Genomic DNA, 25,596 nt, shown 5'->3' on the forward strand with positions numbered 1-25,596 from the left:
CGCTGCCCTGACGACAGCGCACTGACACCGTTATACTTCGCTATCGGACTCCAGCGCGTCCTGAATCGCATCGGCCAGATTGGCGATTTCGTTTGCCACGGCCTGCAGATCCCACGCCGCTTTCGAGCCATTCGCAGACGTTGAAGCGCTGACGGACTCTTTTGCCACCGCCAGTGCCGCCGCAACCGCCACCGTACGTTTATGCTGTTCCTGTGTCATGCCTGCCGGCGGCAGCGAAAAATAGTCGTTAACCATTATCATTTCCTTCTGATTCGAGAGGCGTAAACCTTAACGTCCTGCGGGGGCAGAAGGAAGTGAATTATTGCAACGCCGCCCACAAAGCCAGCATTAAGCCCCTGTAACGCACAAACAGGGTTGTTACTGCCCTCTTTCTGATTTCTGACGCGCATGCAACATGGACGTCATCTCTGACGCTATCTCACCACCCGGCAGCGCAACGCCATCCTGTCGCTTTGACAGATTATCTCACCGGCCAGCGGACAGGGATCGCGCTCAACGCGGCTTTATCAGCGTTATGTTGTACAGATTTTTCCTGGCGGCAGCGTTTTGATGCCGTTTTATTCCAGGTTATACAGCTCAATCTGTACAACTTTGTACAGTCTTGTACAACAGCGAGGAGGAAAAAGAAACGCGAAAATATGAAAAAAATCCTTATAAATCAGAGTAAAATACCTAACAGAGCCATTACACAGCGTTACTGACGGTGAAAAAACTCCTCCGACCACCGATTTTTTTTCGCAAAAAATTGTACAAAGGTAATTTTTTTGTATAACTTTACGGCGTGATGTTAAGTCACTTGTAACGAAAGGTGCCTTGCACCGCATCTGAAGGTGAGTGGATTTCCACCTTCAGATGCAAAATTTTCTCTGCCACGGGCAGAAAACGGTTTCCACGATTTTGAGGCTACTATGCAAACGACAACCAATACCGAGTCTCAGATTTCTGAATATTTCATGAATGCGGGTGAGCATTTCACCAGTGAAAAAGATGTGATTGCAGAGACCTGGTCAGAACTCGCGGCCTTTAAAGCACACGTTTCTGAAAAAGATATGGTGCTGGGCTTAATCCATAAACTGGAAAGCGAAACCGACGCGACCAAACAGGATATCTATCGTCAGGCCCTGGAGATTGTGCTTCAGCGTTCGCCGGGCGAGGCTCGTTTTTAATTTTGTTGTGATGACACGCTACTTAGCAAGGACGCTTTGCCTTCCCTAAAAATTTGCCCCTGATTCAGGGGCTTTTTTATGCCTGTCTGGCAATCTTTTCACGACAATAGTTGAGCAAGAGGGCGTGATAACCCTGCTCGTCGCGCGTTAGCTTTCGCCCGTTTCTGTGAATTTTCCTGCCGTTGGGTTTAATCACGTCCGGGAGAAGCATGTTTCGTCACTCATCAAGCTGTACGAACAGTAATCGCCACCTTCGTTAGGCTGTCAGTCGGGAAACGCCAGCGAGAGACACACTCGCTGGCGGCAGAAACCCATCCCGGATCCTCTCATCGGCCCTGCCCGTCAAGGCGAACGGCAGGCCTTTTGATATGCGCCCTTAGCCAATGGGATCTGCTGGCAGAGGTTATCGCCGAAGCAACAGGTCAGGTGCTGGCTACGCGGCGTTATCCTCAGACAAAGGATACCGGCCTGAACGATTTTCTGGCATTCCCGATCGCGCTGCGACCATCGCGATCAAAGCGCAACAGCCACTGCGGGCTGCTGGCCGGGTAAGCCGGTGCCCGCCGCTGACGTCACTTCAGACCCGCAACGGGCACGTCTCAGGTAATCAGGCTATTACGCCTGCCCCAGTCATACAGTTGTTCACGCGCCAGGTTTTTCATTTTTACCTCACACATGATATCGAAGTCGCCGAAGGACAAGGCCCAGCCGTTGAGCGTGGCATTGAAATAGTAATCAGAATGCGCACGCAGTTTGGTTTTCGGCACACTGAGATCCTGCTGGTCCGGAAAGCCTTCGGCCGGAATAATTCCCTCCTGCGAAATCGAGTAGTGCATCACCGGGCGTACGCCGCGCCAGGAGTCGATAATCTGCGCCATCCTTGCATCACTGGCCTGAATAAACTGATTCTCTTTAACCCAGTGATGATGAATATCCAGCACCACAGGGCAAAGCGCCCGGGCCTGCAGCACATCATCCAGCGAACACGATATCTCATCGTTCTCCACCGTCAGCATCAGCCGGGCTTCGGGGCTGAGCCGCTGAAATGCCTGCCTGAACCCTTCAAACCCGAGTTTGCCATTCATATGAATGTTGATTTTAAAGTCCTGAAAGGTTTTGCCGTAGCCCATCAGGCAGGCACAGAGAGCATGATATTCCACATCCTCTAAGGCACGTGACACGACATCAGGATTATCCGACGCCAGCACGCTGTACTGTCCCGGGTGGAATGACAGCCGGATATGATGCGTCCGCGCCAGCTCGCCGCAGCGGGCGAACAGCGGATACAGCTCGGGTAAAAACGTTGCAAATAACGGCTTTGCCTGCGGCACCGTATACAGCGGCAGTAAATCACTGCCAATGCGCATCATCCTTAACGCCTCTGGCAGTGCCGCAATAGCTTCCAGCGTCAGATACAGGTTCTGCAAATTTGTCTTTGAAATCTCGTAAATCAGCGCGGTGCGCTGGGCCTCATCCAGACCGAGAAAACGGGTACGCGTGGTCGCGCGGAAGGGAAAATATTGCTTGCCCTGTTCGTTTAAGTACTTACATGCAAAGCCTAATTTCATAAACACTCCTGAACGGTATTCAGAAAGTGTAACAGCTAATTCAAATTTCGCCATTTAGAGCATAACTATCAATAAGTTAATGCTTGATTTTACCAATAATTTCGCACTGACGGGCAGAGTGTAACGGATGACGTATAACAGCACATTGCGGCGCCCGGCCTGTTCAGCCTGCGGGCAGAATTTATTCACTGATTTTACAAGTAAATACCCTTAGATTTCGTCCAGGAACAAGGGATGACAAAGTGGCATAATTTCGTATCAGAACTAAACTTACCGCTGTGACTAGCTAGTCCTTCTTATCTAAGGAACCCTGATATGAGGTCTTGTCTATGACACAACAGAAATACAGAGGTGGTGCCGGTAATTTTGCCAACGATCCTGAGCGAGCCAGTGAAGCGGGCAGTGCAGGAGGCAAAGCCAGCGGAGGTAATTTCAAAAACGATCCTGAAAGAGCCAGGGAGGCCGGTCGGAAAGGAGGCAAAAACAGCCGTCGCACCTCTAAGTAGATCTGAGTAAGGCGCCTTAAGGAGGTAATACGCCATGGACTGGCGATTTTCACCCTTTCTCACCCCTGCCTGTTATTCCCGTTAAGGATAACGATCCCCATGTTTAAATACCGATTGCTCACGGATAATATCGGCTTCGCTTGCGCGTTAATAAGCGCAACGGAAAAAATAAAACTCAGCCGACTTTAGCGAAGCGTAACCGACTTAATCCCCGCATTTTCAGAAAAGGCCTGGTTTGATAAAACAGCTTCACGCCATCAATACACAATAACCTCCCCGACTAATAAATAACAAACCGATAAATATCAATATATTAAATCACCACCGCCACGCTTAAATAACCATTTAGTTTCATCATTAAATTATTTTCTCCTTTCTTAATATCTCCCTGATTTTGCGTTACGCCATCCGATAATTATTTTACCAGCGCCATTAAACGCAATATTTATAAGCTTATTAATTAAGTTGTTCTATATTTACTGGCACCTCAAGTAGTAAAAAAAAGCTGGAGCAACGTGTCATGTCGAATGAGAAAAAGAATAATCCTCTGAATCACCCAGCCCCCACAACGGGTCCGGAATCCTCACAACCCGGACTGGGCTCGCTGGCACCTAAAGAGGGTTCACATCAACCCCCAGCCGAACCGACGCCGCCGGGTAAAAAACCCACCGCGCCGGGTAGCCTTAAAGCACCCGACACGCACAGCACGAAACTCGATCAACTGGAAGCGAACCGTAAAAACGGAACGGACAGCCCGCTGACGACCAATCAGGGCACCCGTATTGCAAATGATCAGAACACATTACGCGCCGGCTCACGTGGGCCGACGCTGCTTGAAGACTTCATCATGCGGGAGAAAATCACGCATTTTGACCATGAGCGCATTCCGGAGCGCATCGTGCATGCGCGCGGTTCAGCCGCCCACGGCTACTTTCAGCCCTACTGCTCACTAAAGGATGTAACTAAGGCGCACTTCCTGAGTGAGCCAGAGCAGATCACGCCAGTATTTGTGCGCTTCTCGACGGTCCAGGGCGGCGCGGGGTCAGCGGATACGGTGCGTGATATTCGTGGTTTTGCTACCAAGTTCTACACCGATGAAGGCGTTTTCGACCTGGTCGGTAACAACACGCCGGTGTTCTTTATACAGGACGCCCACAAGTTTCCCGATTTTGTACATGCGGTAAAGCCTGAGCCGCATAATGAAATCCCTCAGGGACAGAGTGCTCACGACACGTTTTGGGACTATGTCTCGCTACAGCCTGAAACCCTGCACAACGTGATCTGGGCGATGTCTGACCGGGGTATTCCGCGCAGCTACCGCACGATGGAGGGGTTTGGCATTCATACCTTCCGCCTGATTAACGATGAAGGCAAAGCGACATTTGTTCGTTTCCACTGGAAACCGCTGGCAGGCAAAGCCTCGCTGCTGTGGGATGAGTCCCAGAAGCTGACCGGTCGCGACCCCGACTTCCACCGCCGCGATCTGTGGGAAGCGATTGAAGCGGGAGATTTCCCGGAATTTGAGCTTGGCCTGCAGATGATCCCGGAAGAAGATGAGTTCCGGTTCGACTTCGATATTCTGGACGCCACCAAGCTGATTCCGGAAGCGCTGGTGCCCGTCGTGCGCGTCGGCAAAATGGTGTTGAACCGCAATCCGGATAACTTCTTTGCTGAAACGGAACAGGTTGCCTTTCATCCGGGGCATCTCGTCCCAGGACTCGATTTTTCTAACGATCCGCTGTTACAGGGCCGTCTGTTCTCCTACACCGATACGCAAATCAGCCGCCTCGGTGGGCCAAACTTCCACGAAATCCCGATCAACCGCCCGGTTTGCCCGTACCACAATTTCCAGCGCCAGGGCATGCACCGGATGGATATTGATACGAATCCGGCCAACTACGAACCCAACTCCATCAACGACAACTGGCCACGGGAAACACCGCCTGCCGCAAAAGGGGGCGGTTTCGAAAGCTATCAGGAGCGCGTTGAAGGCCACAAAGTCCGCGAACGTAGCCCCTCGTTTGGTGAGTATTATGCCCAGCCGCGTTTGTTCTGGAACAGCCAGACTGACATTGAACAGCAGCACATCATTGCCGCCTACTCTTTTGAGCTGAGTAAGGTGGCCCGCCCTTACATCCGTGAACGCGTGGTGGACCATCTGTTGCGCATCGATGTCAAACTGGCACAAGGGGTGGCCGCCAACCTCGGGATTGATCTCAGCGATGAGCAGCTCAACACCGCCCCGCCAAAAGACGTCAATGGCCTGCAGCGCGATGACAGCCTGAGCCTGTATGCCATTCCCGATGCCGACATCAAAGGCCGTCAGGTCGCGCTGCTGCTGAGCGAAGGCGTAAAAGCCGACGACGTATTGGCTATTCTGCAGCATCTCACCGCTGCTGGCGTGCACACCAAACTGCTGGCGGCGCATATGGGCCAGGTCAGCGCAGACGATGGTTCTTTGTTGCCGATCGATGCCACGTTTAACGGGCTACCTTCGCTGACCTTTGATGCGGTGATCGTCCCCGACGGTAACGTGGATGCCCTGCTGAAAAGCGGAGATGCACGCTACTTCCTGCTGGAGGCTTACAAACATTTGAAAGTCATTGGCCTGAGTGGTGAAGCACGCCGTTTCAAAGCGCAGTTTGATCTGGATGAAAATCAGCAGGAGGAAGGCATCGTGGAAGCCGATAATGCTGAAATCGCGCTGATGAATGATTTTACTGCTGCGATGGCAGAACACCGCGTCTGGTCGCGTAGCCAGAAGGCCGAATCCATTCCGGCCTGATGACAGGAGCAGCCCGCCCTGCCACGGGAGGGCTGACACCTTAAACGCACGCAGAATGGGCGTCCACCTGGTCTGTTTGCGTCAAAACCGCTGTTAAAGGCGGTTTTTTTCTGCCTGATGCCCGTGCTCTTTTTCTGATTTCCCCTGTGCAGAGGCAAATGGAGGCCGGGCTCATCGGACAGCCCGGCCTCGCTGGGGGAAAAAGCCACAGGGTACATTGCGCGCGGCGGCAGTAAATGTTGGAACCTGGTCTATGATTATTTGTTGAGAGTGTTGTGTGAAGCAGGCACTGCCGGGTGCCTCATGCGGTATTACACATAACAATATCTGAATAATGGCACGGGGAAAGGCTGTTAAGGCGCATCGACCTCCCGGGCTCCTGATCTCGCTAACATCATTTTGCATTCGCATCATCGGCTTACCGATAGCGTGGTGGTGCTTATTGCGTACTTTCTGGTTAAAGAGGCAACGGAATGGTATCTACATCTTTTTTTAAGAGTTGGGGAAGCGAATATCTGGCCGATGGCAACGTGCGTTTCCGCGTCTGGGCAACGGGTCAACAGCAGGTTAGTTTACGACTTTCGGATAAAGATCTTGCCATGACGCCCGCCGGAGACGGCTGGTTTGAGCTGCAGGTCAGCGATGTACAGGCGGGGGCAACCTATAACTTTGTGCTGAACGATGGCACGGTGATTCCCGATCCCGCTTCACGCGCGCAACAGAATGACGTTAACGGCCCGTCTCTGGTCGTCGATCCTGCTCACTACCGCTGGCAGAACACCACCTGGCAAGGCCGCCCGTGGCAGGAAAGCGTGGTTTATGAAATGCATATGGGCACCTTCACCGAAGAAGGCACGTTCCAGGCTGCGATAAAGAAACTGCCTTATCTGGCGGAAACCGGCATTACCATGATTGAAGTCATGCCCGTTTCTCAGTTTGGCGGGCAGCGCGGTTGGGGCTACGATGGCGTGCTCCTGTACGCGCCACATGCCGCTTACGGAACGCCCGATGACTTTAAAGCGTTTATTGACGCGGCTCATGGCTATGGCATGGCGGTTGTTCTGGACATCGTGCTTAACCACTTCGGCCCGGAAGGGAATTATCTGCCCTTGCTGTCACCAGACTTCTTCCATAAAGACCGGATGACGCCATGGGGCGCCGGCATTGCCTATGATGTGGATGCGGTGCGACGTTATATTGTTGAAGCCCCGCTCTACTGGCTGCAGGAATACCACCTGGACGGCCTGCGCTTCGATGCCATCGACCAGATTGAAGACGTTTCCGACACGCCTGTTTTGATCGACATCGCTGAACGCATTCGCGCAGATATTCCCGAGCGCCAGATCCATCTCACCACCGAAGACTGTCGCAACGTGATTTTCCTGCATCCCAGAGCGGAAGATGGCACTGCCCCACTGTTCACCGGCGAATGGAATGATGACTTTCATAATGCCGTTCATGTGTTTGCCACAGGTGAAACGCATGCCTATTACAAAGATTTTGCCGATCGGCCGGAAAAACGTGTGGCACGCGCGCTGGCTGAAGGGTTTGTCTACCAGGGCGAGGTCTCAGTGCAGTCTGGTGAAGCGCGCGGTGTTGACAGTACCGGACAGCCGCCGGTGGCCTTCGTGGACTTTATCCAGAACCACGATCAGACTGGCAATCGTGCGCAGGGAGAAAGGCTGATTTCTCTGGCCGGTGCCGAACGTACTCAGGTGCTGCTGGCAACGTTGCTGCTGTCGCCCCATATCCCTTTGTTGTTCATGGGGGAAGAGTACGGCGAAACCCATCCTTTCCTGTTCTTTACCGATTTCCATGGCGATCTGGCGAAAGCCGTGCGGGAAGGCCGGGCGAAAGAGTTTGAAGGACATGCCGGTCATGAGGGCGAGAGCGTTCCCGATCCTAACGATGAAGCGACCTTTACCCGTTCAAAACTGGACTGGAGCAAGCTGGAGAGCGAAGAAGGAAAACGCTGGCTGAAGCTGACCCGCTCACTGCTGGCACTCCGGCAGCAGCATATTGTGCCGCTGCTGGCGACGGCGGGTGGAAACAGCGGAAAGGTACTGGACACCGCAGAGGGATTTGTTGCCGTGAGCTGGCGTTTCCCGGCGGGCACGTTATCAATGGCATTCAACATCGGCGAACAGGATCGCGCCCTGCCGGCGATGCCGGGCGAAACGATCTTCGCCTGGCCAGAATCCACCGATGCGCTCCCTCAAAACGCGATCGTTGTTCGTCTGGCTGCCGGAGAACCTAAATGAGCATTCCAACCGCCACCTACCGTATTCAGTTCCGCAATGGCATGACCTTCGATCGCGCTGCAGCGCTGGTACCCTATCTGAAAAAAATGGGGATCAGCCATCTCTATGCCTCACCGATCTTTACCGCCACCCGTGACTCCACTCACGGTTATGACGTGACCGATGTTAATGAAATCGACCCGGCGATTGGCGGACGCGCGGGGTTTGATCGTCTGGTCAGCACGTTAAAACAGGCCGGACTGGGGCTTATCATTGATATCGTCCCCAACCACATGGCGGCATCGCTGGAGAACGGCTGGTGGCACGACGTGCTTGAACACGGTAAAGACAGTCGCTATGCCGACTACTTCGACATCGACTGGTCACGCCGTCTGACGCTGCCGTTTCTGGGTGATGATATTGATACCGTTCTGGAGAACGGCGACCTTGCCGTTAAACGCGATCCCCAGACCGGCAAGCCTGCGCTGGCCTATTTTGAAAGTTACTATCCGCTTACGCCGGAAAGCTGGCAGGGACAGGAAGAAGCCGTGCTCCAGCTGCGCAGCAAAGCCGGGCTGGATGCATTGCATCAACAGCAGCCCTGGCGGCTGATGTCGTGGCGCGATGCCGCACGGGACCTCTCCTACCGCCGCTTTTTTGAGGTGACCGGGCTGGTTGGCGTACGGGTTGAAGATCCCACCGTCTTCAGGGATGCACACCGGCTTATTCTGGAACTGGTCCACAGCGGCGCGGTTGACGGCCTGCGCGTCGATCACGTTGACGGACTGGCCGATCCTAAAGGTTATCTGACGCAGTTGCGTCGCGAGGCCGGCGAGGCATGTTATATCACCGTTGAGAAAATCCTGGGTGAAGGCGAGCAGATCCCCAGCGACTGGCCAATTTCCGGCACCACAGGCTATGAGTTTATCGCCGCGCTGTCGCATGTGCTGGTTGATAATCACTCTCTCAACGCCCTCCGCCAGGCCTGTAAAAGCGTCAGCGGCCAGGTCGTGCAGATGGACGACGAACTTCGTAAGGCAAAATGCCTGATGGCAGATCGCAATTTTGCCGGGGAATTTTCGCGCCTGATGGACCTGGCCAGCGCCATTGCCGAGGAGGAACACATCGCGATTGATCCCGAGCGGCTCCGCAGCGCACTGCGCGAACTGCTGGTGGCGTTCCCGGTCTATCGAACCTACGGCAATGCGCACGGCCTGCCTGCCAACGACCAACAACGTCTTCAGGCCGTCGCTGACGGCGTCAGGGCGTCGGAACATGCACCTGACAGCCACATGCTCGATTTCCTGCTGCAGATCATGCAGGGCGACGTCGCCAGCCAGTCCACCGCGCTGGCGAACAGCTTCCGGACCCGCTTCCAGCAGCTCACCGGTCCGCTGATGGCGAAATCCATCGAAGACACGCTGTTTTACCGACAGAACAGCGCGCTGGCGTTAAATGAGGTGGGCGCGGAACCCTTACAGACGCAGTTTTCCCCGCAGCAGTTTCACCATGAGATGGCAACGCGTCTTGCGCGTCAGCCGGACGCCCTTTCCGCCAGCTCGACGCATGATACCAAGCGAGGCGAAGACGCGCGCGCGCGGCTTTACACGTTGACGGAAGCCCCCCAGCGCTGGGCCGAGAACGTGGCGCGCTGGCGCGAACTCAATCGCCAGGCCGTGGGTGCCCTTGAGGACGGCCCTGCGCCGGAACCGTCCGTGGAGTGGATGCTGTATCAGGCGCTCGCCGGTGTCTGGCCGCCCACCTTAGATCCCCGGGACAGTGCGGGGCTGGATGCCCTTGCCGAACGCTTCGCAGGCTATGTCGAAAAAGCCCTGCGTGAAGCCAAACTGCGCACTGACTGGACCGAGAACAACACCGCGTACGAGCAGGCCGTGCTGGGCTACGCGCGTCACCTGCTCTCACCTGCAAATCAGCCTTTCCTGCAGGATTTCGTTGAGGCGCTGCAACCCTTTATCCGTGCTGGCCTGGTGAACAGCCTGAGCCAGAGAGTCATTAAGCTGACCGCGCCCGGGGTGCCGGATGTGTATCAGGGAAGCGAAGCACTGGACTTCAGCCTGGTCGATCCTGATAACCGACGTGAACCGGATTATGCCGCCCTGGAAGCGATGTTACGTTCTGCGACGACGGCCCTGCCCGGTAGCCATGATAGCTGGCTCAGCGGTCAGGTTAACCAGCTTGCCACCCTGGCGCTGCTCAATTTACGCCGGGACAGGCCTGAACTCTTTGCCCGGGGCAGTTATCTGCCGCTTACGGCCGAGGGCACGCAGTCCGACAGGCTGCTGGCGTTTGCGCGAACCCAGGGCAGTGAGGCCATTATTGTGGTGACATCCCGACTTGTGTTCGACGCGCAGCTCAAGCTGGAAGCGCCCCCAGCGACGCACTGGGCCGCCACCGAGATCGTGCTGCCGGATGAACTGGCACATCGCCGTTATCGCAATGTGCTGAGCGGCGAAACGATCAACCTGACCGACCGTATTTCGTTGGAAACGTTAAATAACTACTGGGCACTGGCATTGTTAGCTTGCTGAAAGCAGGTCAGTACATGGATTGAAACACCGTAACGGGGTTCGTTAATTGAGAGGGACAGATGTCAAATCATCGTTTTGAAATTACGTCGGGATCGGGCCAGCAACTTGGGGCGAACTTTGATGGCAAAGGCGTAAACTTTGCGCTGTTTTCTGCCCATGCAGAACGCGTGGAGCTGTGTCTTTATGACCCAAGCGGAAAAAATGAAATAGCCAGACTGGATTTGCCCGAGTTCACACATGAGATTTGGCACGGTTACGTGCCCGGCTTGCAGCCCGGCGCGCTCTATGGCTATCGCGTTTACGGTCCTTACGATCCGGAAAACGGCCATCGGTTTAACCCGAATAAACTCCTTGTCGATCCCTATGCCCGCGAACTGGCCGGGGACATCGCATGGAATGAGGCGCACTTCGCTTATGACCTGTATCACGAAGACAAAGATCTGACGTTCGACGATCGCGACAGCGCCCCCTTCACGCCAAAATGTCGCGTGATCGACCCCAACGAATTTGACTGGCAGGACCAAAACCGCCCGCAGGTTCCCTGGTCTGAAACGATCGTCTATGAAACGCATGTGAAAGGCTTTACCCAGTTGAACATGGCGCTGCCGCCTGAAATGCGCGGGACTTACGACGGCATGAGTCATCAGTCCACGGTGGGCTATATAAAGAGCCTGGGTATTACCTCCGTCGAATTGTTACCGGTGCACTGGTTTCCGGACGATCAGCACCTGCTGGATAAAGGGCTGAAAAATTTCTGGGGTTATAACTCACTGAACTTTTTTTCTCCGGCGACACGCTATTTTGGTCCGCGAGGCATTCAGGGTTTCCGGGATATGGTCCGCGCCTTCCACGACGCGGGCATTGAGGTGATCCTTGACGTGGTTTATAACCATACCGCGGAAGGCAATGAACTGGGGCCAACGCTGTCCTTTAAAGGTATTGATAACTTCTCTTATTACCGCACCTTACCCGATCAGCATCGCTACTACATCAACGATACCGGCACAGGAAACACCGTAAATACCTCTCATCCGCGTGTGTTACAGATGGTGACGGATTCACTGCGCTACTGGGCGGACTCCATGCATATCGATGGTTTCCGTTTCGATCTTGGCACCATTCTGGGCCGTGAACCAGAAGGCTTCGATCCCCGCGGCGGCTTCTTTGACGCCATTACGCAGGATCCCCTGCTTTCACGCTTAAAACTGATCGGTGAGCCCTGGGACATTGGCCCCGGTGGTTATCAGGTCGGCGGCTTTCCACCGGGCTGGGCGGAGTGGAACGATCAGTATCGCGATACCGTGCGCGATTACTGGAAAGGAAACAATGTCCCGACCGATTTTGCCGCCCGTCTGCTTGGCTCTGGCGATCTGTACGATCAGCGCGGACGTCGTCCCTGGGCCAGCGTTAACTTTATCATCGCGCACGATGGCTTTACGTTGAACGACCTGGTCTCCTACAACGAGAAGCACAACGCCGACAATGGTGAAGACAATAACGACGGTCACAACGATAACCGGTCTTATAACTATGGCGTGGAAGGCCCCACTGACGACGAAGGCATTAACGCCGTTCGCGAGCGCCAGAAACGTAACTTCCTGGCCACGCTGTTTTTCTCCCACGGAACCCCGATGCTGCTGGCAGGCGATGAGTTTGGCCGCAGCCAGATGGGAAATAACAACGGGTACTGCCAGGACAGTGAAATTTCATGGGTTCACTGGGATAACCTGCCCGCTTCGGCCGAAGCCCTGCGTGAATTCACCCGTCATGTAATTTCACTGCGCAAAACCCAGCCGCTGTTACGGCGTGAAAGCTGGCGCGACGGGATGGAAATCAAGTGGTTCAATGCCGGCGGCGGCCTGCAGCAGGCTGAGCAGTGGGACGAAGGTTCAACGCTCGGTGTCTACATCGGCCGACCCGATCTGCAACATCAGGAAGGCGTCTGGTATGACGTACTGATGCTCATCAACCCGTTTGAAGGTAACGTGCCCTTCCAGATCCCTCAGTTCGGTGAGGGCGGCTGGGTGCTGGAACTGACCACCAGCGATACCAGCAAACACGGGATGGTGATCACCAAAGAAAAGGACTTTGAACTGGAAGGCCGCAGTATGGCGCTGTTCAGAAGGCCTTAAGGACGCCCGGCGCGGCGCGAACCGGATGCGTAACGGTTAAACAATACGCATCCGGTACCGTTGCGCTTGACCTGGGCCGCAGGGCTGCCAGGCTGAACAGGGTTAAAACAGTAAGCGACGCCATTAAGGAGGCAAAATGTCCAGATTTACAGGTAAAATCGTTGTAGTGACAGGAGCCGGATCAGGAATTGGTGAAGCAAGCGCCAAACGCTTCGCACAAGAAGGCGCATCTGTCGTGTTGGTTGGACGTAATCAGGATAAGCTGCAAAAAGTCCTGGCACAGTTGCCCGGCGATGGCCATATGGCAGCGGCCTGCGACGTGGCTGAGGCCGATCAGGTAAAAGCGCTGGCCGCCCGCGTTGAAGAAAAATATGGCCGCATGGACGTACTGGTTAACAATGCCGGGATTATCGTTCAGGGACGCATCCACGAGATCGAACCCGCTGACTGGAAGAAGCTGATGAGCGTCGATCTCGACGGCGTATTCCACTGTGTGCACTTCTTTATGCCTGCCCTGCTGAAATCGAAAGGCAACGTGGTGAATATTTCGTCGGTATCAGGATTAGGTGGCGACTGGGGCATGAGCGTCTATAACGCGGCCAAAGGCGCCGTTACCAACTTCACCCGGTCACTGGCCATGGATTATGGCGCGGACGGCGTGAGAGTGAATGCGATTTGCCCGGGCTTTACCTTCACCGAGCTGACGGAAGCGGTGAAAAACGATCAGGCCCTGCTTGAGCGTTTCTATGACCGCATTCCGCTTAAACGCGCAGGTGAGCCTGAAGATATTGCTGATGCCATTGCCTTTATCGCCAGCGATGACGCTCGTTATATTACCGGCGCAAATCTGCCGGTTGATGGCGGCCTGACCGCTTCGAACGGACAGCCTAAACAGGCGTAATCATCACAGCGCTGTAGTTTTCGGCGTTAAGCTGTAGTTTTCGGCGTTAATATTAACAGGCGTGAGCGTCACGCCTGTTAACCAGGTAATAATGTGCACCCTTCTTCGCGGTTATTATTATTTCACCTTCACACATTATTTCTTTATATCGCGCTCACGCCTCAGGCGCAGTAAACCGATATCTCCGCCGCGCGTAACGTCGGCGCTGACGTCCGTAATATTCAGGAAGACTTAGGTGTATGTCGCGTCGGCATGGCCCGATTGTGCGATGCCAGACTCCGCCCGGCAGTGGGACAGACGAAAGGGCTAAGGCAGGCGGTGCAGAGAATCGCATCCGGATGATGGATTTTCGCGACCGTTAAGGCCTGTTGCCGGGTGTAGAGTGAACCGATAAATTCACGTCCACGGCTGTTATCCAGCTGGCTACAACCTTCTTTATGAATTATCCATCCGCCTCGGGTAAAAGGACATACGTAATAGTAGCTTGATTTAAGCATAGGACTGCCCCTGCTGGTCGCTGTGTCAATCAGGACGATAAAAAGAGTGATGTAAGGTTTTATTTAATAATGTAGCGTTGTTAACCCTAGCTGAGAATTATCCCTAAAACCACAGGGATAATGACAAAACAGGGGTTTTGAGATTTATTCGCAGCGGGGTCACTGACTTACGTTAGCATCTTATCAGACTCTGGCTGCTGAAAAAGGCGCCAGGTGCAAGATCAGAGTTGATACTTTAATCATTGTGTTTACCTCTCTTCTTCGACATTTTGGTTAAAAAAACATGCCAAATCAGGCTACTGCTGTTTTCTTTTCAAGGGCAGCAGTCAGGGAACCAGGATAATTTGATTACCCCAGGTAACCTGAGAATAATACTCATCGGTGTCATTTATTAACGGACCATAACCTGCAAAAAAGATACGTCTATTCAATACCTAACCACTGAAGTGCTGATATAATAGAAACAATGCGTAACACGCTGGTAATGAACAGAATAATAAAAAACCTGTTTGCCCCCGCCATGGTCTGTTATCCACCCCATGGATCGATCGTGTTAAACCTTCTGTGACAACGGAACATCACAGGTAAGCGCCCCCTGTGCCGTGCTGGAGAAATGCACGGCAAGGACACATTTTGCGATGGTATTACAGCAGGATTAGGCTCCGCCTGATAAGCGATCTGGCAATGTGTGCGGTAAAAAAACAAGAATCTGGAAGACTTCATGTTGTCTACAATTATCTATCGCAGTCACATCGCTGACCATGTTCCGCTTAAGATGCTGGAGGGATTAGTCACCAAGGCTAACAAAATTAATGAATCATCCAGCGTCACCGGTATTTTATTGTTTAATGGCACCCACTTTTTTCAGCTCCTTGAAGGTCCTGAACGTGATGTGCTGGCGGTTTACGAACGTATTTGCCGCGATACCAGCCATCATAATATTGTGGAATTAATGCGCGATTATGCCCCTGCGCGACGTTTCGGCAACGTGGGCATGGAGCTGTTTGACCTGCGGCAATACGATAAAACCACGGTGCTTAATGCGGTGCTGGAAAAAGGCACCACCAAATACCAGCTGACCTATGAAGATCGGGCGCTTAAATTCTTGCGTACCTTTGTTGAAGCGCGCGAGAAAGAAAATTATTTTGAAATTCCCTCAGCAGACAGCTGGGATTTTATTCAGGATGAGGCCGAAACCCGCGAAGGTGATGTTGCCATGCTGAATCAGGAAGGCGTAAATTTTGCTTTTCAGGCCATTATTGATCCCTTTGCACGCAAAATTGTTTCCCTTGAAGCGCTGCTTCGCGGCAATCAGGGTGAAACGCAACAGCACTATTTTTCCCGCCTTGATCCGGATGATATCTACCGCAACGATTTGCACTCTAAACGCACGGCCTTTGCACAGGCAAAGGCGCTCGGCCTGGATGATATGGTGCTGTCGATCAATCTGCTGCCGATGTCGCTGGTGCTTGTTCCCGACGCGGTCGACTTTCTGCTGACGGAAATTCATGCCCACCAGCTGGTGCCGGAGCAAATTGTCGTTGAGTTTACCGAGAATGAGATCATCTCTCGTCCTGACGAATTTGCCGCCGCGCTGAAACAGCTCAAAGCCGCCGGTATCAGCGTCGCGCTCGATGATTTTGGCGCGGGTTATGCCGGGTTATCACTGCTTACCCAGATCCAGCCCGATAAAATTAAAATCGACCGCAGTATTATTAGTAACGTGCACAAGAGTGGCCCGAAGCAGGCTATCGTCCACGCGATTTTAAAATGTTGTTCATCGCTGGAAATTACCGTGATTGCAGAAGGGATTGAACAGCCCGAAGAGTGGATGTGGCTGGAAGCCGCCGGCATTTCACAGTTTCAGGGATTCCTGTTTTCCTGGCCGAAATTAAATGGCGTATCTTCCGTTTCCTGGCCCGAGCTTAAATAAACCCTGGCTCCCGCAACACAATAAATTTTCATTCTCTCTTGCCGGACATAAAACGTGCTGCTAAATATTAGTAGCACGTTTCAGATTGTGTCATTGCGCTGCAATATTAGACGTGCACGCTGTTTTTTAAATTATCGATGATGTTAAGCAGTCAGATGTTCAGTGTTAAAGACCGACGCAACGCGCCTGTTAAGGCGTGCCCCACAGGTATAGCATTTGAGGGACTGAATGAAGCAAATCATCCGCGGTGATAAAGAACCCGTCCATATCGTTGCCGCCTCGCGCGCGCTGGAAGCCCATATGTCTCGTTATGGTGAGGGAAATAAATACCATCCGGTTATCTATTCAATTGCCTATCGCAGCAAATACTACCAGGTTGAAGTCATTACCCGGCGTGAAACCATCGTGGCAACCGTCATCACGGGCGTGCGCAAGTTAACGCATCTGCCTGGCGTGGCCTGATTCGTTTTACGCTGTTCTAAAAGGGGACAGATTCAGTCCCCTTTCCCCTGTCGCATGAACAACGGATTGGCGGGATAAATGGCGCCAATCACGCTTTTTTCGCGTGCGCCTGTGACCGCAGGCAAATTTCCGGGCAGGCCGGACAGGGTGCGAAACGCCAGCCAGGCAAACGCCAGCGCTTCCATATCATCCCCGTTGATACCGATCGTATCGGTTGTCGTCACTTCGGTACCCGCAAGATGCGCCGCCAGTCGCGCCATCAGTAACGGATTGCGGCTTCCCCCACCACAGGCCAGTAAACGATCGCATCCGTCATTGAGTTGCACCTGTTGCGCGATGCTGACGGCGGTAAATTCATTAAGCGTAGCCTGAACGTCCTGTGCGGCGATGCCGGGAAAATGACGCAGATGTTGTTCAAGCCAGCCCAGGTTAAACAGCTCCCGCCCGGTGCTTTTAGGCGGCGGCAACGCGAGCCAGGGCTCGCGCAGCAACGTATCAAGCAGGGCATGACTGACTTTGCCACTCAGCGCCCACTGGGCATCTTTATCGTAAGCTTTGCCCTGATTACGCCATATCCAGGCATCAAGCAGCATATTGCCAGGCCCGGTATCAAACCCGCGAACAGGCTGCCCCGGGATGAGTAAGGAGAGATTCGCAATCCCGCCGATGTTCAGCACCATGCGACGTTCGGTGGCATCCATCATCAAGGCCTGATGGAAGGCCGGCACCAGCGGAGCGCCCTGCCCGCCCAGCGCCATATCACGCCGCCTGAAATCCCCCACGACAGTAATGCCGGTCGCGGCAACAATCTGATTGTGATCGCCAATTTGCAGCGTATTCGGCGCTGCGCTCTGTGGCTCATGCCATACGGTTTGCCCGTGACAACCGATCGCCGTGATATCGCCAACTTCAAGGGATTCACGGCGCATCAGGGTCAATACCGCCTCAGCAAACAGCTGCCCCAGCCGCGTATCAAGCTGTCCTAACTGCGATAGCGTCAGGGCCTGTCCCTGGCAAATGGCCAGAATAGCCTGACGCAAATCCGGTGGCATGGGATGACAGTAGCTGGCCTGCTGAGCCACCATATTTTCGTCAATGGCCGCCAGAACCACATCCACACCATCAAGACTGGTGCCCGACATCACGCCGATGTAGCGTCCTGATTTCATAGCCGTTCCTTTTCATTAAGGTGAAAATGGTGTTACGCGCGTTAAGCCTGACAAAAAATTGCGGTTAAATCCATGATTAATTTGTTTTTAATCAATAAATTGCCTGTGAGTTAACGCCTTGGAACTTTTTTTCTCATCGATTGAATCATTGTTAAAATTTAACGGTCTATGCTGGCGTCAGCCATGTTTTATACCGGCAAAGGTCAATTCTCCAGTTTTCTGTCTTATACTGTTTACAGGATTTCGCGAGAGATAGGCGCATTCTTGAATAAAGGAGTTTTCAAATGATTAAGCGTGTAATTGTGGTCGCTTTGACTGGAGTGATGCTTGCAGGTTGTAGCAATACCGATACGTTGTCGGGCGATACCTACAGCGCCAGTGAAGCCAAACAGGTCCAGAGCGTTTCATACGGTACCTTAGTGTCCGTACGTCCGGTTAAAATTCAGGGCGGCGATGACAGCAATATCATTGGCGCTATCGGTGGTGCCGTACTGGGTGGATTCCTGGGCAACACGATTGGCGGCGGTGCGGGACGCAGCCTGGCAACAGCCGGCGGTGCCGTACTGGGTGGCGTTGCGGGCCAGGGCGTGCAAGGTGCGATGAACAAAACAGACGGTGTTGAACTGGAAATCCGCAAGGATGACGGCAACACCATTATGGTGGTGCAGAAACAGGCCGCCAGCCGTTACTCTGTAGGACAGCGCGTAGCGATGGCGACCGATGGCAGCCAGGTCACCGTTTCTCCACGCTAATACAGTAACCCACCGACGCCGGTGACTGGCACTGTGCGTCGGTATTACTTTTCTTTGTTCTGTAGTTCGAGAATATTCTTCTCAAGGCGCGCAATCAGCGACACCATCTGATTGATCTCATCGCGGCTGATACCGGTGAGAATATCGTCACGGGTAATGTCAATCACGTGTTCGACCTGCTGAATAACCGGCTCGGCCTGTTGTGTCAGCTTAATGCGTTTGGCACGGCGGTCATGTGCGCAGGTGGTTCGGGTAATCAGCCCTTTTTCTTCAAGCTGATCTAAGGTTCTGACCAGCGAAGGTTGTTCGATACCGATGGCTTTGGCTAACTGAATTTGTGACTGCTCAGGCGGTAACTGATGGATATTGTGCAGCGTAACCCAATGCGTTTGGGTTAAATCGAGTGGCTTCAGGCGTTGATCGATCAGAGCCCGCCAGATGCGCACCAGTCTGGACAGGTCCGTTCCGAGTGGGGTATCCATGTTATCTCCTTATAATTAGTCGGCTAGCTATCAGGCTGCATTGTATAGTATTTTGCAAGCCGGAAGTTAAATTACTAATCACTAAGTAGACAGTTTCGGCTGAAAATATTTCACTAACCTGTTCCAGAGTGCATCCCCATAATGGATATCATCAGCAACGGATTTCTCAGTGTTCACCCACTTACGGAACTGATTTTCGGTGCGTCACTTTACTTTCCTCCCCTGTTTAAAGCGGTGCTGGCCGGTTTTTTTCTCTGGCTGCTGATTCACCCACTGCTGCGCGGCTGGCTCGCCTCTGGCGACGTCTGGCATCCCACACTGTTTGATCTTTCCTTATTTGTGCTGTGCGTGACGGCCTCACTCTGGCTGATGGATCACGGATGAAAACGATGAAATTTTCCGGATTAAAGTACTTTTCAACGCTGATTGTTTTTACCCTTGCGCTACTAAGTGCCTGGTGGGCCTGGAATTACTACATGCAGTCACCCTGGACACGAGATGGAAAAGTGCGTGCCGAGTTAGTGGATATCACGCCGCAGATTTCAGGACGCATTGTGGCATTGAAGGTGACAGATAATCAGTTTGTTCACAAAGGCGAAACGTTATTGACGCTGGACCCCGTCCCCTGGCAAATCGATCTGAATAAAGCCGATGCGCAGCTTAGCCAGGCAAAAGCCGATCTCGCTAAAGCGCAAAACGAGTTCAGCAGGCGAAGCCGGCTGCCGCGCAATACCATTTCAGGTGAAGATCTGGATGTTGCCCGTCTGAACGCCGATGCCGCACTGGCCAGCGTGAAGGCGGCACAGGCACAGCGTGATCAGGCGCAATGGAACCTGCAGCAAACCACCCTCACCGCCCCCACGGACGGTTGGGTGAGTAATTTAACCCTGCGCCCTGGCAACTACGCCAGCGCCGGTACGTCGCTTTTTGCCCTGGTCGACAGCCACTCTTACTACGTCGTGGGCTACTTTGAAGAAACCAAGCTGCGCCACATTCATCCTGGCGCCGCTGCCAACGTGGTGCTTTACAGCAGCGGCGCGCAATTGACCGGTCAGGTAGAAAGCATCGGGCGGGCTATCTACGATCAAAGCCTGGAGGCGGATAACGGTTTACTGCCGGATATTAAACCGAACGTGCCCTGGGTTCGTCTGGCGCAACGTGTCCCTGTCCGTATCCGCCTCACATCGCTTCCCGATCGCGCGCTGTTGATCGCCGGTACAACCTGCACGATTACGATAGCACCATGAATCTCAACGGGCTGGCCTGGGGAAACCTTCCCTGGGTAAAGGCGGATCGCAGTCAATGGCGCTATGCGTTACGCAATGCAGGCGCGATGTGCCTTGCGCTGAGCATTGCCTATGGTTTGAACCTGGACGAGCCTTACTGGGCCATGACCTCAGCAGCAGTGGTAAGTTTTCCTACCCTTGGCGGCGTGATCAGTAAAAGCCTGGGCCGCATCGTGGGCAGCCTGTTGGGGGCGGCCGCTGCGCTGTTGATTGCCGGCCATACGTTAAACGAGCCCTGGCTGTTCACCTTGTATATTGCCGGCTGGCTGGCGCTGTGCACCTGGGTGGCAAACCACTATCAAAACAATGTGGCCTATGGTTTTTCGCTGGCGGGTTATACCGCAGCCATTATTGCCTTCAGCTGTGTCAACCTGACGGACATCACCAGCCTGTGGGAGATTGCTCAGGCGCGGGTATGTGAAGTGATTTCCGGGCTGCTGTGCGCGGGCTTTATGATGATGCTCTTACCCAGCACCTCTGACGGCGATGCACTCATCCACGCGCTAAAACAGATGCACGCCCGCCTGCTGGAACATGCCACGCGCCTGCTGCAGGACACCCGTAATGACGAGATACGCAGCGCCCATGAAACGGTGATTGGTCAGATCCTGACCATGAACTTATTACGCATCCAGGCCTTCTGGAGCCATTATCGCTTTCGCCGCCAGAATAACGTGCTGAATTACATCCTGCATCAGCAGCTGAGACTGACCAGCGTGCTGTCCAGTCTTCGTCGTATGCTGCTGAACTGGCCCGATGCACCTGAGGCGCTGTTTGAGGTACTGAAGGCTATCATGCAGGAACTGGCCAAACCCGACTGCAATAAGTATCGGCTCGCGGCGTTGTTGCGCACGATTACGCCTGCCAGCGAAGGGGATTATCGACAGCGGGCGTTCTGTCAGCGGCTGCGCTACTTCTGCTGGATGTACCTCAACGTATTGCGCTGGATACGACTGCTGGAGCACGCCGAGGCGGATACCCGCTTTCATCCACCGGCCGTATCTGCGCTGGCCAGTGAGAGCGATAGCGCAGAGGCAGGCTGGAGTACACTGCGCACTTTTACTGTCGTGGTCGCGGGTTGCGCATTCTGGATTACGACGCAGTGGTCTTCGGGCGCATCGGCGCTCACCTTCACGGCGATCGCCTGCGTGCTTTACGCCTCGGCTCCCTCACCCACAGGCAGCATTACATTATTACTGAAAACGCTGTTGTGGCTGTTTGCATTTAGCTTTGTGTTTAAATTCGGGCCGATGGTGCAGTTTAATCAACTATGGCAACTGCTGGCGGTGTTATTTCCGTTGTTGCTGACCCTGCAACTGTTCCGGGTGCAGCAGAAACAGCGGGCCGCCATGTGGGGACAGTTTATTGTTTTTCTGGGATCGTTTCTGGCCGTGACCAATCCACCAGACTGGGACTACCAAACGTTCTTTGACAGCAATATCGCCAAAATTTGCGGCGTACTGCTCGCCTGGCTGGCGTTTCAGCTGCTGCGCCCCAGTTCGGATAGCCGCCGCAGCCGACGCCATATTCAGTCTCTGCGCATGGCTTTTCTCGATCAGCTTCGCCCCCGGCCCCATTTGAGTCAACACCGCTTCGAGTCGCTGATCTATCACAAGATCGGCCAGCTCAGCAGCAGTCGGGATGAAAAAGCGCGCGTCTGGCTACTGCGCTGGGGCGTGGTTTTGCTCAACTGCTCACACCTCGTCTGGCAGCTGCGCGACTGGCCCACCGAATCCGCAGTTCTGAATCAGTATCGCGAGCGTGCGATGCAGGATCTGCAACATGTGATGAGCCTTCGCGGTGTTCAGCACCGGCAACTTGATGCGGCACTGGATGCGCTACAGACGATGACAGATGAAACGATCAGGGAAAATACCCGGGAAGCCGGAACGCTTGCCGGATTGTTGTGGCGCTTACGTTGTTCGCTGGAACAGCTGAAACAGGCCATTCCCGACTGACTACTGACAGTACTGCTGATGCTGGCGGTTAAAATCATCCTGCAGTTGCTGTACCGTTTTTTGTCCTTCGAATCGCGTCTTATCCGCCTCAGAAACCGGCTCAATAACCAGCGCTTTTTCATCCGGGGAGAAAATAAAGCGCCGGGAAATGAAGGTGCCAGTGAAGCTTTTCCCCGTGATGCCGCCGCAAATCATCACCGTATTGTGGTGATAGATCGTGGTATCTGTGAAATTGGTTTCCGTGGCGCTACGCAGAACATTTTGGCAATGCGATGCTTCAAGTTTTTGCACCACGTCCCGACTCAGCCGCTCACGGCCTTTCGCGATATGTTCACACCGAATCCGTGCAGGATTGGTATCAATGGTACGCTGAAGCTCTCGCCCGGTTTCGGTTACCAACTGCGTATCATTGGGTTTATCACAGCCTGCCAGCAGCAGGCACAGTAACCATGCGCCCTTCCATTTCATTTACCCTGCTCCTCAGGTTGTCAGGCTTTATGACGGGAATCAGTATCATAGGGGGGAATGAAGGCATGATGCTACAACAAATCTTCAACGTACGAAAAGCCATGCTGGCGGCAACCGATGCCGCCAGACTGTCTGATCAGATTACGCCGCAGGCAAAGCGGGCCCCGCCGCCGCCGAGCGGTTTCGGGTGATCCGCGTGATTATCGCCGCCCACGTGAACCATCAGTGCCTTGCCTTTTATCTCACTCAGGTTTTTGATCCGGGGTGCCAGCACTGGATAGCTGGCCTTGCCCTGGTCATCCACGTAGAGCGCTGGCAGGTCCCCTAAGTGACCTTCACCGTAGGGTCCGAGATGTTTACCGGTATTATCCGGGTCCAGATGACCACCCGCCGCGCCCGCGGCCACCGTTTTCCCCTCTGATTCACCTGGTTCACAGCTGCCTTTCGCATGGACATGGAAGCCGTGGATGCCCGGTTTTAGCCCCGCCAGCATGGGCGTAAACTGCAAACCATATTGCGTTTCTTCGATCTTCACCGTGCCAACAGATTTGCCGATACCCTGCGGCGACACCTCATGAATCGTCACCTCTTCACTGGCGGCCTGGGCTGCTCCGCAGGTTAACAGCGTCAACAACGCGATAGTTTTCACTTTCATTGTGGCTCCTTAGTGCTCTGGGTTCAGCTTAAGCCTGGCCTCAGTGCGCAAAGATTGCCGCAAATTGACGAATGTTTACGCTCAGGGTACATCGTAGCCCAGCGCTGCTTTACGAATACGGAACCACTGTTGGCGACTGAGCGACAGATCCACGGCCCCCGCCGCCTCAGTGACGCGCTGGGTTTTGCCGGAGCCGATGATAGGTAACGGCTTGCTCGGCAGGCGCATCACCCACGCGTAGACGACCTGTTCCAGACTGAATGCGCCTGTCTCCTCTCGGACCCGCGCCAGCTCGTCGCGCAACGGCTGGAAATGGGGATCGCTGAACAGACGTCCGCCCCCGAGACAGGACCATGCCATAGGGCGCAGGCGCTGCTGCTGGCAGTGATCCAGCGAACCATCCAGCAGCACGTTTTGCTGAACGGGAGAGATTTCAAGTTGATTAGTGACCAGGCTAAAAGGCAGACGCGACTGCAACAGGGCAAACTGCGCAGGTGTAAAATTGGACACGCCGAAATGAAGCACTTTACCGGCCTGATGCAGTTGAAGAAACGCCTCGGCAACGTCATCGGCGTCCATAAGGGGATCGGGCCGATGAATCAACAGGAGGTCGAGATAATCGGTGTGAAAAGCCTGCAGCGAACGCTCTGCGCTGGCAAGAATGTGTGCGGTATCGGTGATGTAATGGCCAATCTGATGTTCGGGTTTGGCGCGCGTCGCAATGCCGCATTTCGTGACAATCTGAAGCCGCTGGCGCAGCGAGGGTGCCTGTTTTAATGCTTCACCAAACGCCGCCTCGCAACGGTAATCACCATAAATATCGGCATGATCGACCGTGGAAATCCCCAGTGAAAGATGGTGTTCAATAAAGGCGACCCGTTGCTGTGGAGTCATGTCCCACTCCATCAGGCGCCAGTAGCCCATAATCAGCGGGGAAAAGTGAGGGCCCTGTGGCGCAATAGCTTGCGGTTGTAACATCGTGTTCTCCCTTTGACACAAAAGCGGCTGGTTGTCTGTCAGGGAGTATAACGGAAATCGTGCGGGGGTCAGAACAAGGTCGGTTGCTGGGGTTCCTGAGGCTCATCCTTATGCTGCTGACGCAGCATACGCAGGCGGCGCTGATGGCAAAGGCGCAGCACGTCACGTTTCTGGCTGTCGGTATAGCGCATCCAGTTAAAACGCTCGTCGCGGCTGCGCAGGCAACCGAGACAATAGCCACGTGAATCTGTCTGACAAATACTCCGGCATGGACTGGGAACCGGAAAAAACTCAAGCTGCTCTGCCACAACTGCCCCCGCTAAAACGTGCATCCCTCTATTGAAGACAGACTGGTGCGATTGTGCAAGAAATAATCACAACAAGGACGATTTATTCACTTTCAATACGTGATGATTTAACACTCTGTGCCTGTCCCGCGATTAAAATTTGCATTAGACCGATTGGTCTACCAGGATAAAGCCCATGAACAAGATGCCACAACGTCATGAAACACGTGAACACCTGCTGATAACGGGCGAGAAGCTTTGCCTGCAGCGCGGATTTACCGCCATGGGGCTGAGTCAGCTGCTGACACAGGCGGCCATTCCGAAAGGGTCGTTTTATTACTATTTCCCGTCAAAAGAAGCGTTTGGCGTTGCCCTGCTTGAGCGCTACTTTGTCCGCTACCTGCATGAGGTAGAGCAACAGTTGTCTCAGCAAGCGGGCACGGTGAGAGAACGATTGTTAGACCATTTCAGACATGCGCTTGCGGTGTTTGAACAACAGGGGCACATCGTCGGTTGTCTGAGTGTGAAACTGTCGGCTGAAGTTTGCGACCTGTCTGAACCCATGCGCGGTGCCCTGCAGCACGGTGCCAGTCATGTTATCGCGGCTTATAGCCGCGCCTTAACGACGGCACAGCAGGAAGAAGGACTGATATTGCCGCATCCGCCTGAACAGCTGGCAGAGCTACTCTATGTCTTGTGGCTCGGTGCCAGTTTGCAAAGCAAGCTTTCCCGTAAGGCACAGCCCCTGCGGCTGGCGTTTATTACCATCGAACAGTGGCTGAAAGCGCCACTGGTTTAAAA

Annotated in this window: 24 protein-coding genes; 15 read left to right on the forward strand and 9 right to left on the reverse strand. The window is 53.9% G+C overall.

Features of this window, described 5'->3' with window-relative positions; all coding sequences use genetic code 11:
• Positions 1–30: 30 nt before the first annotated feature.
• Positions 31–255 (reverse strand): hypothetical protein, encoded by a 225-nt coding sequence (locus tag NXS97_RS03630; RefSeq protein WP_088900244.1) that lies wholly within the window; start codon positions 253–255, stop codon positions 31–33.
• Positions 256–929: 674 nt separating this feature from the next.
• On the opposite strand from NXS97_RS03630, the gene NXS97_RS03635 reads away from it, so the two are divergent.
• The gene (locus tag NXS97_RS03635) at positions 930–1,187 is read left to right on the forward strand and encodes a biofilm development regulator YmgB/AriR family protein (protein WP_047714714.1); all 258 of its coding nucleotides are present in this window, start codon (positions 930–932) and stop codon (positions 1,185–1,187) included.
• A 363-nt stretch (positions 1,188–1,550) separates the two neighbouring features.
• Positions 1,551–1,739: a hypothetical protein gene (locus tag NXS97_RS03640; protein WP_022622461.1), complete on the forward strand. Its 189-nt coding sequence runs from the start codon at positions 1,551–1,553 to the stop codon at positions 1,737–1,739.
• A 47-nt stretch (positions 1,740–1,786) separates the two neighbouring features.
• Here the strand turns inward: NXS97_RS03640 and NXS97_RS03645 are convergent, their stop codons facing one another.
• Complete coding sequence (locus NXS97_RS03645) at positions 1,787–2,755, reverse strand: UV damage repair endonuclease (RefSeq protein WP_014593620.1); 969 nt, start codon at positions 2,753–2,755, stop codon at positions 1,787–1,789.
• 329 nt (positions 2,756–3,084) lie between these two features.
• Between NXS97_RS03645 and NXS97_RS03650 the strand changes: the two genes are divergently transcribed.
• The 6 genes from NXS97_RS03650 (at position 3,085) to NXS97_RS03675 (ending at position 13,868) form a co-directional block, all read left to right on the forward strand.
• Positions 3,085–3,261: a general stress protein gene (locus tag NXS97_RS03650; RefSeq protein WP_014605940.1), complete on the forward strand. Its 177-nt coding sequence runs from the start codon at positions 3,085–3,087 to the stop codon at positions 3,259–3,261.
• 520 nt (positions 3,262–3,781) lie between these two features.
• Positions 3,782–6,046, forward strand: coding sequence for a catalase HPII (gene katE / locus NXS97_RS03655; RefSeq protein ID WP_013025630.1), 2,265 nt, complete (start codon positions 3,782–3,784; stop codon positions 6,044–6,046).
• 473 nt (positions 6,047–6,519) lie between these two features.
• Positions 6,520–8,307, forward strand: coding sequence for a malto-oligosyltrehalose trehalohydrolase (gene treZ, locus NXS97_RS03660; protein ID WP_014593619.1), 1,788 nt, complete (start codon positions 6,520–6,522; stop codon positions 8,305–8,307).
• Complete coding sequence (gene treY / locus NXS97_RS03665; protein WP_116219707.1) at positions 8,304–10,835, forward strand: malto-oligosyltrehalose synthase; 2,532 nt, start codon at positions 8,304–8,306, stop codon at positions 10,833–10,835. Before treZ ends, treY begins: the two co-directional genes overlap by 4 nt.
• Positions 10,836–10,894: 59 nt before the next feature.
• A complete protein-coding gene (glgX, locus tag NXS97_RS03670; protein WP_259231710.1) occupies positions 10,895–12,967 on the forward strand; it encodes a glycogen debranching protein GlgX in 2,073 nt (690 codons plus the stop codon).
• Between the two features lie 136 nt (positions 12,968–13,103).
• On the forward strand, positions 13,104–13,868 hold the full coding sequence (locus tag NXS97_RS03675) for an SDR family NAD(P)-dependent oxidoreductase (protein ID WP_013025626.1): 765 nt from the start codon (positions 13,104–13,106) through the stop codon (positions 13,866–13,868).
• A gap of 221 nt (positions 13,869–14,089) precedes the next feature.
• Here the strand turns inward: NXS97_RS03675 and NXS97_RS03680 are convergent, their stop codons facing one another.
• On the reverse strand, positions 14,090–14,365 hold the full coding sequence (locus tag NXS97_RS03680; protein ID WP_116219706.1) for a hypothetical protein: 276 nt from the start codon (positions 14,363–14,365) through the stop codon (positions 14,090–14,092).
• A gap of 721 nt (positions 14,366–15,086) precedes the next feature.
• Between NXS97_RS03680 and NXS97_RS03685 the strand changes: the two genes are divergently transcribed.
• Both NXS97_RS03685 and NXS97_RS03690 read left to right on the forward strand, forming a co-directional pair.
• A complete protein-coding gene (locus NXS97_RS03685; RefSeq protein WP_014593617.1) occupies positions 15,087–16,298 on the forward strand; it encodes a diguanylate phosphodiesterase in 1,212 nt (403 codons plus the stop codon).
• 228 nt (positions 16,299–16,526) lie between these two features.
• Positions 16,527–16,760: a DUF4060 family protein gene (locus tag NXS97_RS03690; protein ID WP_006119000.1), complete on the forward strand. Its 234-nt coding sequence runs from the start codon at positions 16,527–16,529 to the stop codon at positions 16,758–16,760.
• Positions 16,761–16,792: 32 nt separating this feature from the next.
• Here the strand turns inward: NXS97_RS03690 and anmK are convergent, their stop codons facing one another.
• Positions 16,793–17,929, reverse strand: coding sequence for an anhydro-N-acetylmuramic acid kinase (gene anmK, locus NXS97_RS03695; protein WP_014605944.1), 1,137 nt, complete (start codon positions 17,927–17,929; stop codon positions 16,793–16,795).
• A gap of 284 nt (positions 17,930–18,213) precedes the next feature.
• On the opposite strand from anmK, the gene slyB reads away from it, so the two are divergent.
• A complete protein-coding gene (gene slyB / locus NXS97_RS03700; protein WP_013025623.1) occupies positions 18,214–18,681 on the forward strand; it encodes an outer membrane lipoprotein SlyB in 468 nt (155 codons plus the stop codon).
• Between the two features lie 44 nt (positions 18,682–18,725).
• Here slyB and slyA read toward each other — a convergent pair whose 3' ends face one another.
• Positions 18,726–19,163 carry a transcriptional regulator SlyA gene (slyA, locus tag NXS97_RS03705; protein ID WP_013025622.1) on the reverse strand — a complete coding sequence of 146 codons (438 nt, stop codon included), beginning with the start codon at positions 19,161–19,163 and terminating at the stop codon, positions 18,726–18,728.
• 141 nt (positions 19,164–19,304) lie between these two features.
• On the opposite strand from slyA, the gene NXS97_RS03710 reads away from it, so the two are divergent.
• The 3 genes from NXS97_RS03710 to NXS97_RS03720 are packed head-to-tail and all read left to right on the forward strand — an operon-like array spanning position 19,305 to position 22,407.
• Positions 19,305–19,547: a DUF1656 domain-containing protein gene (locus NXS97_RS03710; RefSeq protein WP_013025621.1), complete on the forward strand. Its 243-nt coding sequence runs from the start codon at positions 19,305–19,307 to the stop codon at positions 19,545–19,547.
• 5 nt (positions 19,548–19,552) lie between these two features.
• Positions 19,553–20,410, forward strand: a complete 858-nt coding sequence (locus NXS97_RS03715; protein WP_200287022.1) for an HlyD family secretion protein — start codon at positions 19,553–19,555, stop codon at positions 20,408–20,410.
• Entirely contained in the window at positions 20,407–22,407 is a 2,001-nt protein-coding gene (locus tag NXS97_RS03720) for an FUSC family protein (RefSeq protein WP_116219704.1), read from the forward strand. The genes NXS97_RS03715 and NXS97_RS03720 overlap by 4 nt, the downstream gene beginning before the upstream one ends.
• Here NXS97_RS03720 and NXS97_RS03725 read toward each other — a convergent pair whose 3' ends face one another.
• From NXS97_RS03725 to NXS97_RS03740, 4 genes are all read right to left on the reverse strand, one after another.
• A complete protein-coding gene (locus NXS97_RS03725) occupies positions 22,408–22,875 on the reverse strand; it encodes a hypothetical protein (RefSeq protein WP_014593614.1) in 468 nt (155 codons plus the stop codon). It lies immediately after the preceding gene.
• 136 nt (positions 22,876–23,011) lie between these two features.
• Positions 23,012–23,530: a superoxide dismutase family protein gene (gene sodC, locus NXS97_RS03730; RefSeq protein WP_014605947.1), complete on the reverse strand. Its 519-nt coding sequence runs from the start codon at positions 23,528–23,530 to the stop codon at positions 23,012–23,014.
• Between the two features lie 81 nt (positions 23,531–23,611).
• Positions 23,612–24,508, reverse strand: a complete 897-nt coding sequence (locus NXS97_RS03735) for an aldo/keto reductase family oxidoreductase (protein WP_116219703.1) — start codon at positions 24,506–24,508, stop codon at positions 23,612–23,614.
• A gap of 68 nt (positions 24,509–24,576) precedes the next feature.
• On the reverse strand, positions 24,577–24,816 hold the full coding sequence (locus tag NXS97_RS03740; RefSeq protein WP_071785158.1) for a DUF1289 domain-containing protein: 240 nt from the start codon (positions 24,814–24,816) through the stop codon (positions 24,577–24,579).
• 175 nt (positions 24,817–24,991) lie between these two features.
• Here NXS97_RS03740 and NXS97_RS03745 point away from each other — a divergent pair, with 175 nt between their 5' ends.
• Positions 24,992–25,594, forward strand: coding sequence for a TetR/AcrR family transcriptional regulator (locus tag NXS97_RS03745; protein ID WP_259231713.1), 603 nt, complete (start codon positions 24,992–24,994; stop codon positions 25,592–25,594).
• The last annotated feature ends 2 nt before the right edge of the window (positions 25,595–25,596 follow it).

The sequence above is a fragment of the Pantoea sp. B623 genome (assembly GCF_024814475.1).
GTDB lineage: Bacteria > Pseudomonadota > Gammaproteobacteria > Enterobacterales > Enterobacteriaceae > Pantoea > Pantoea ananatis.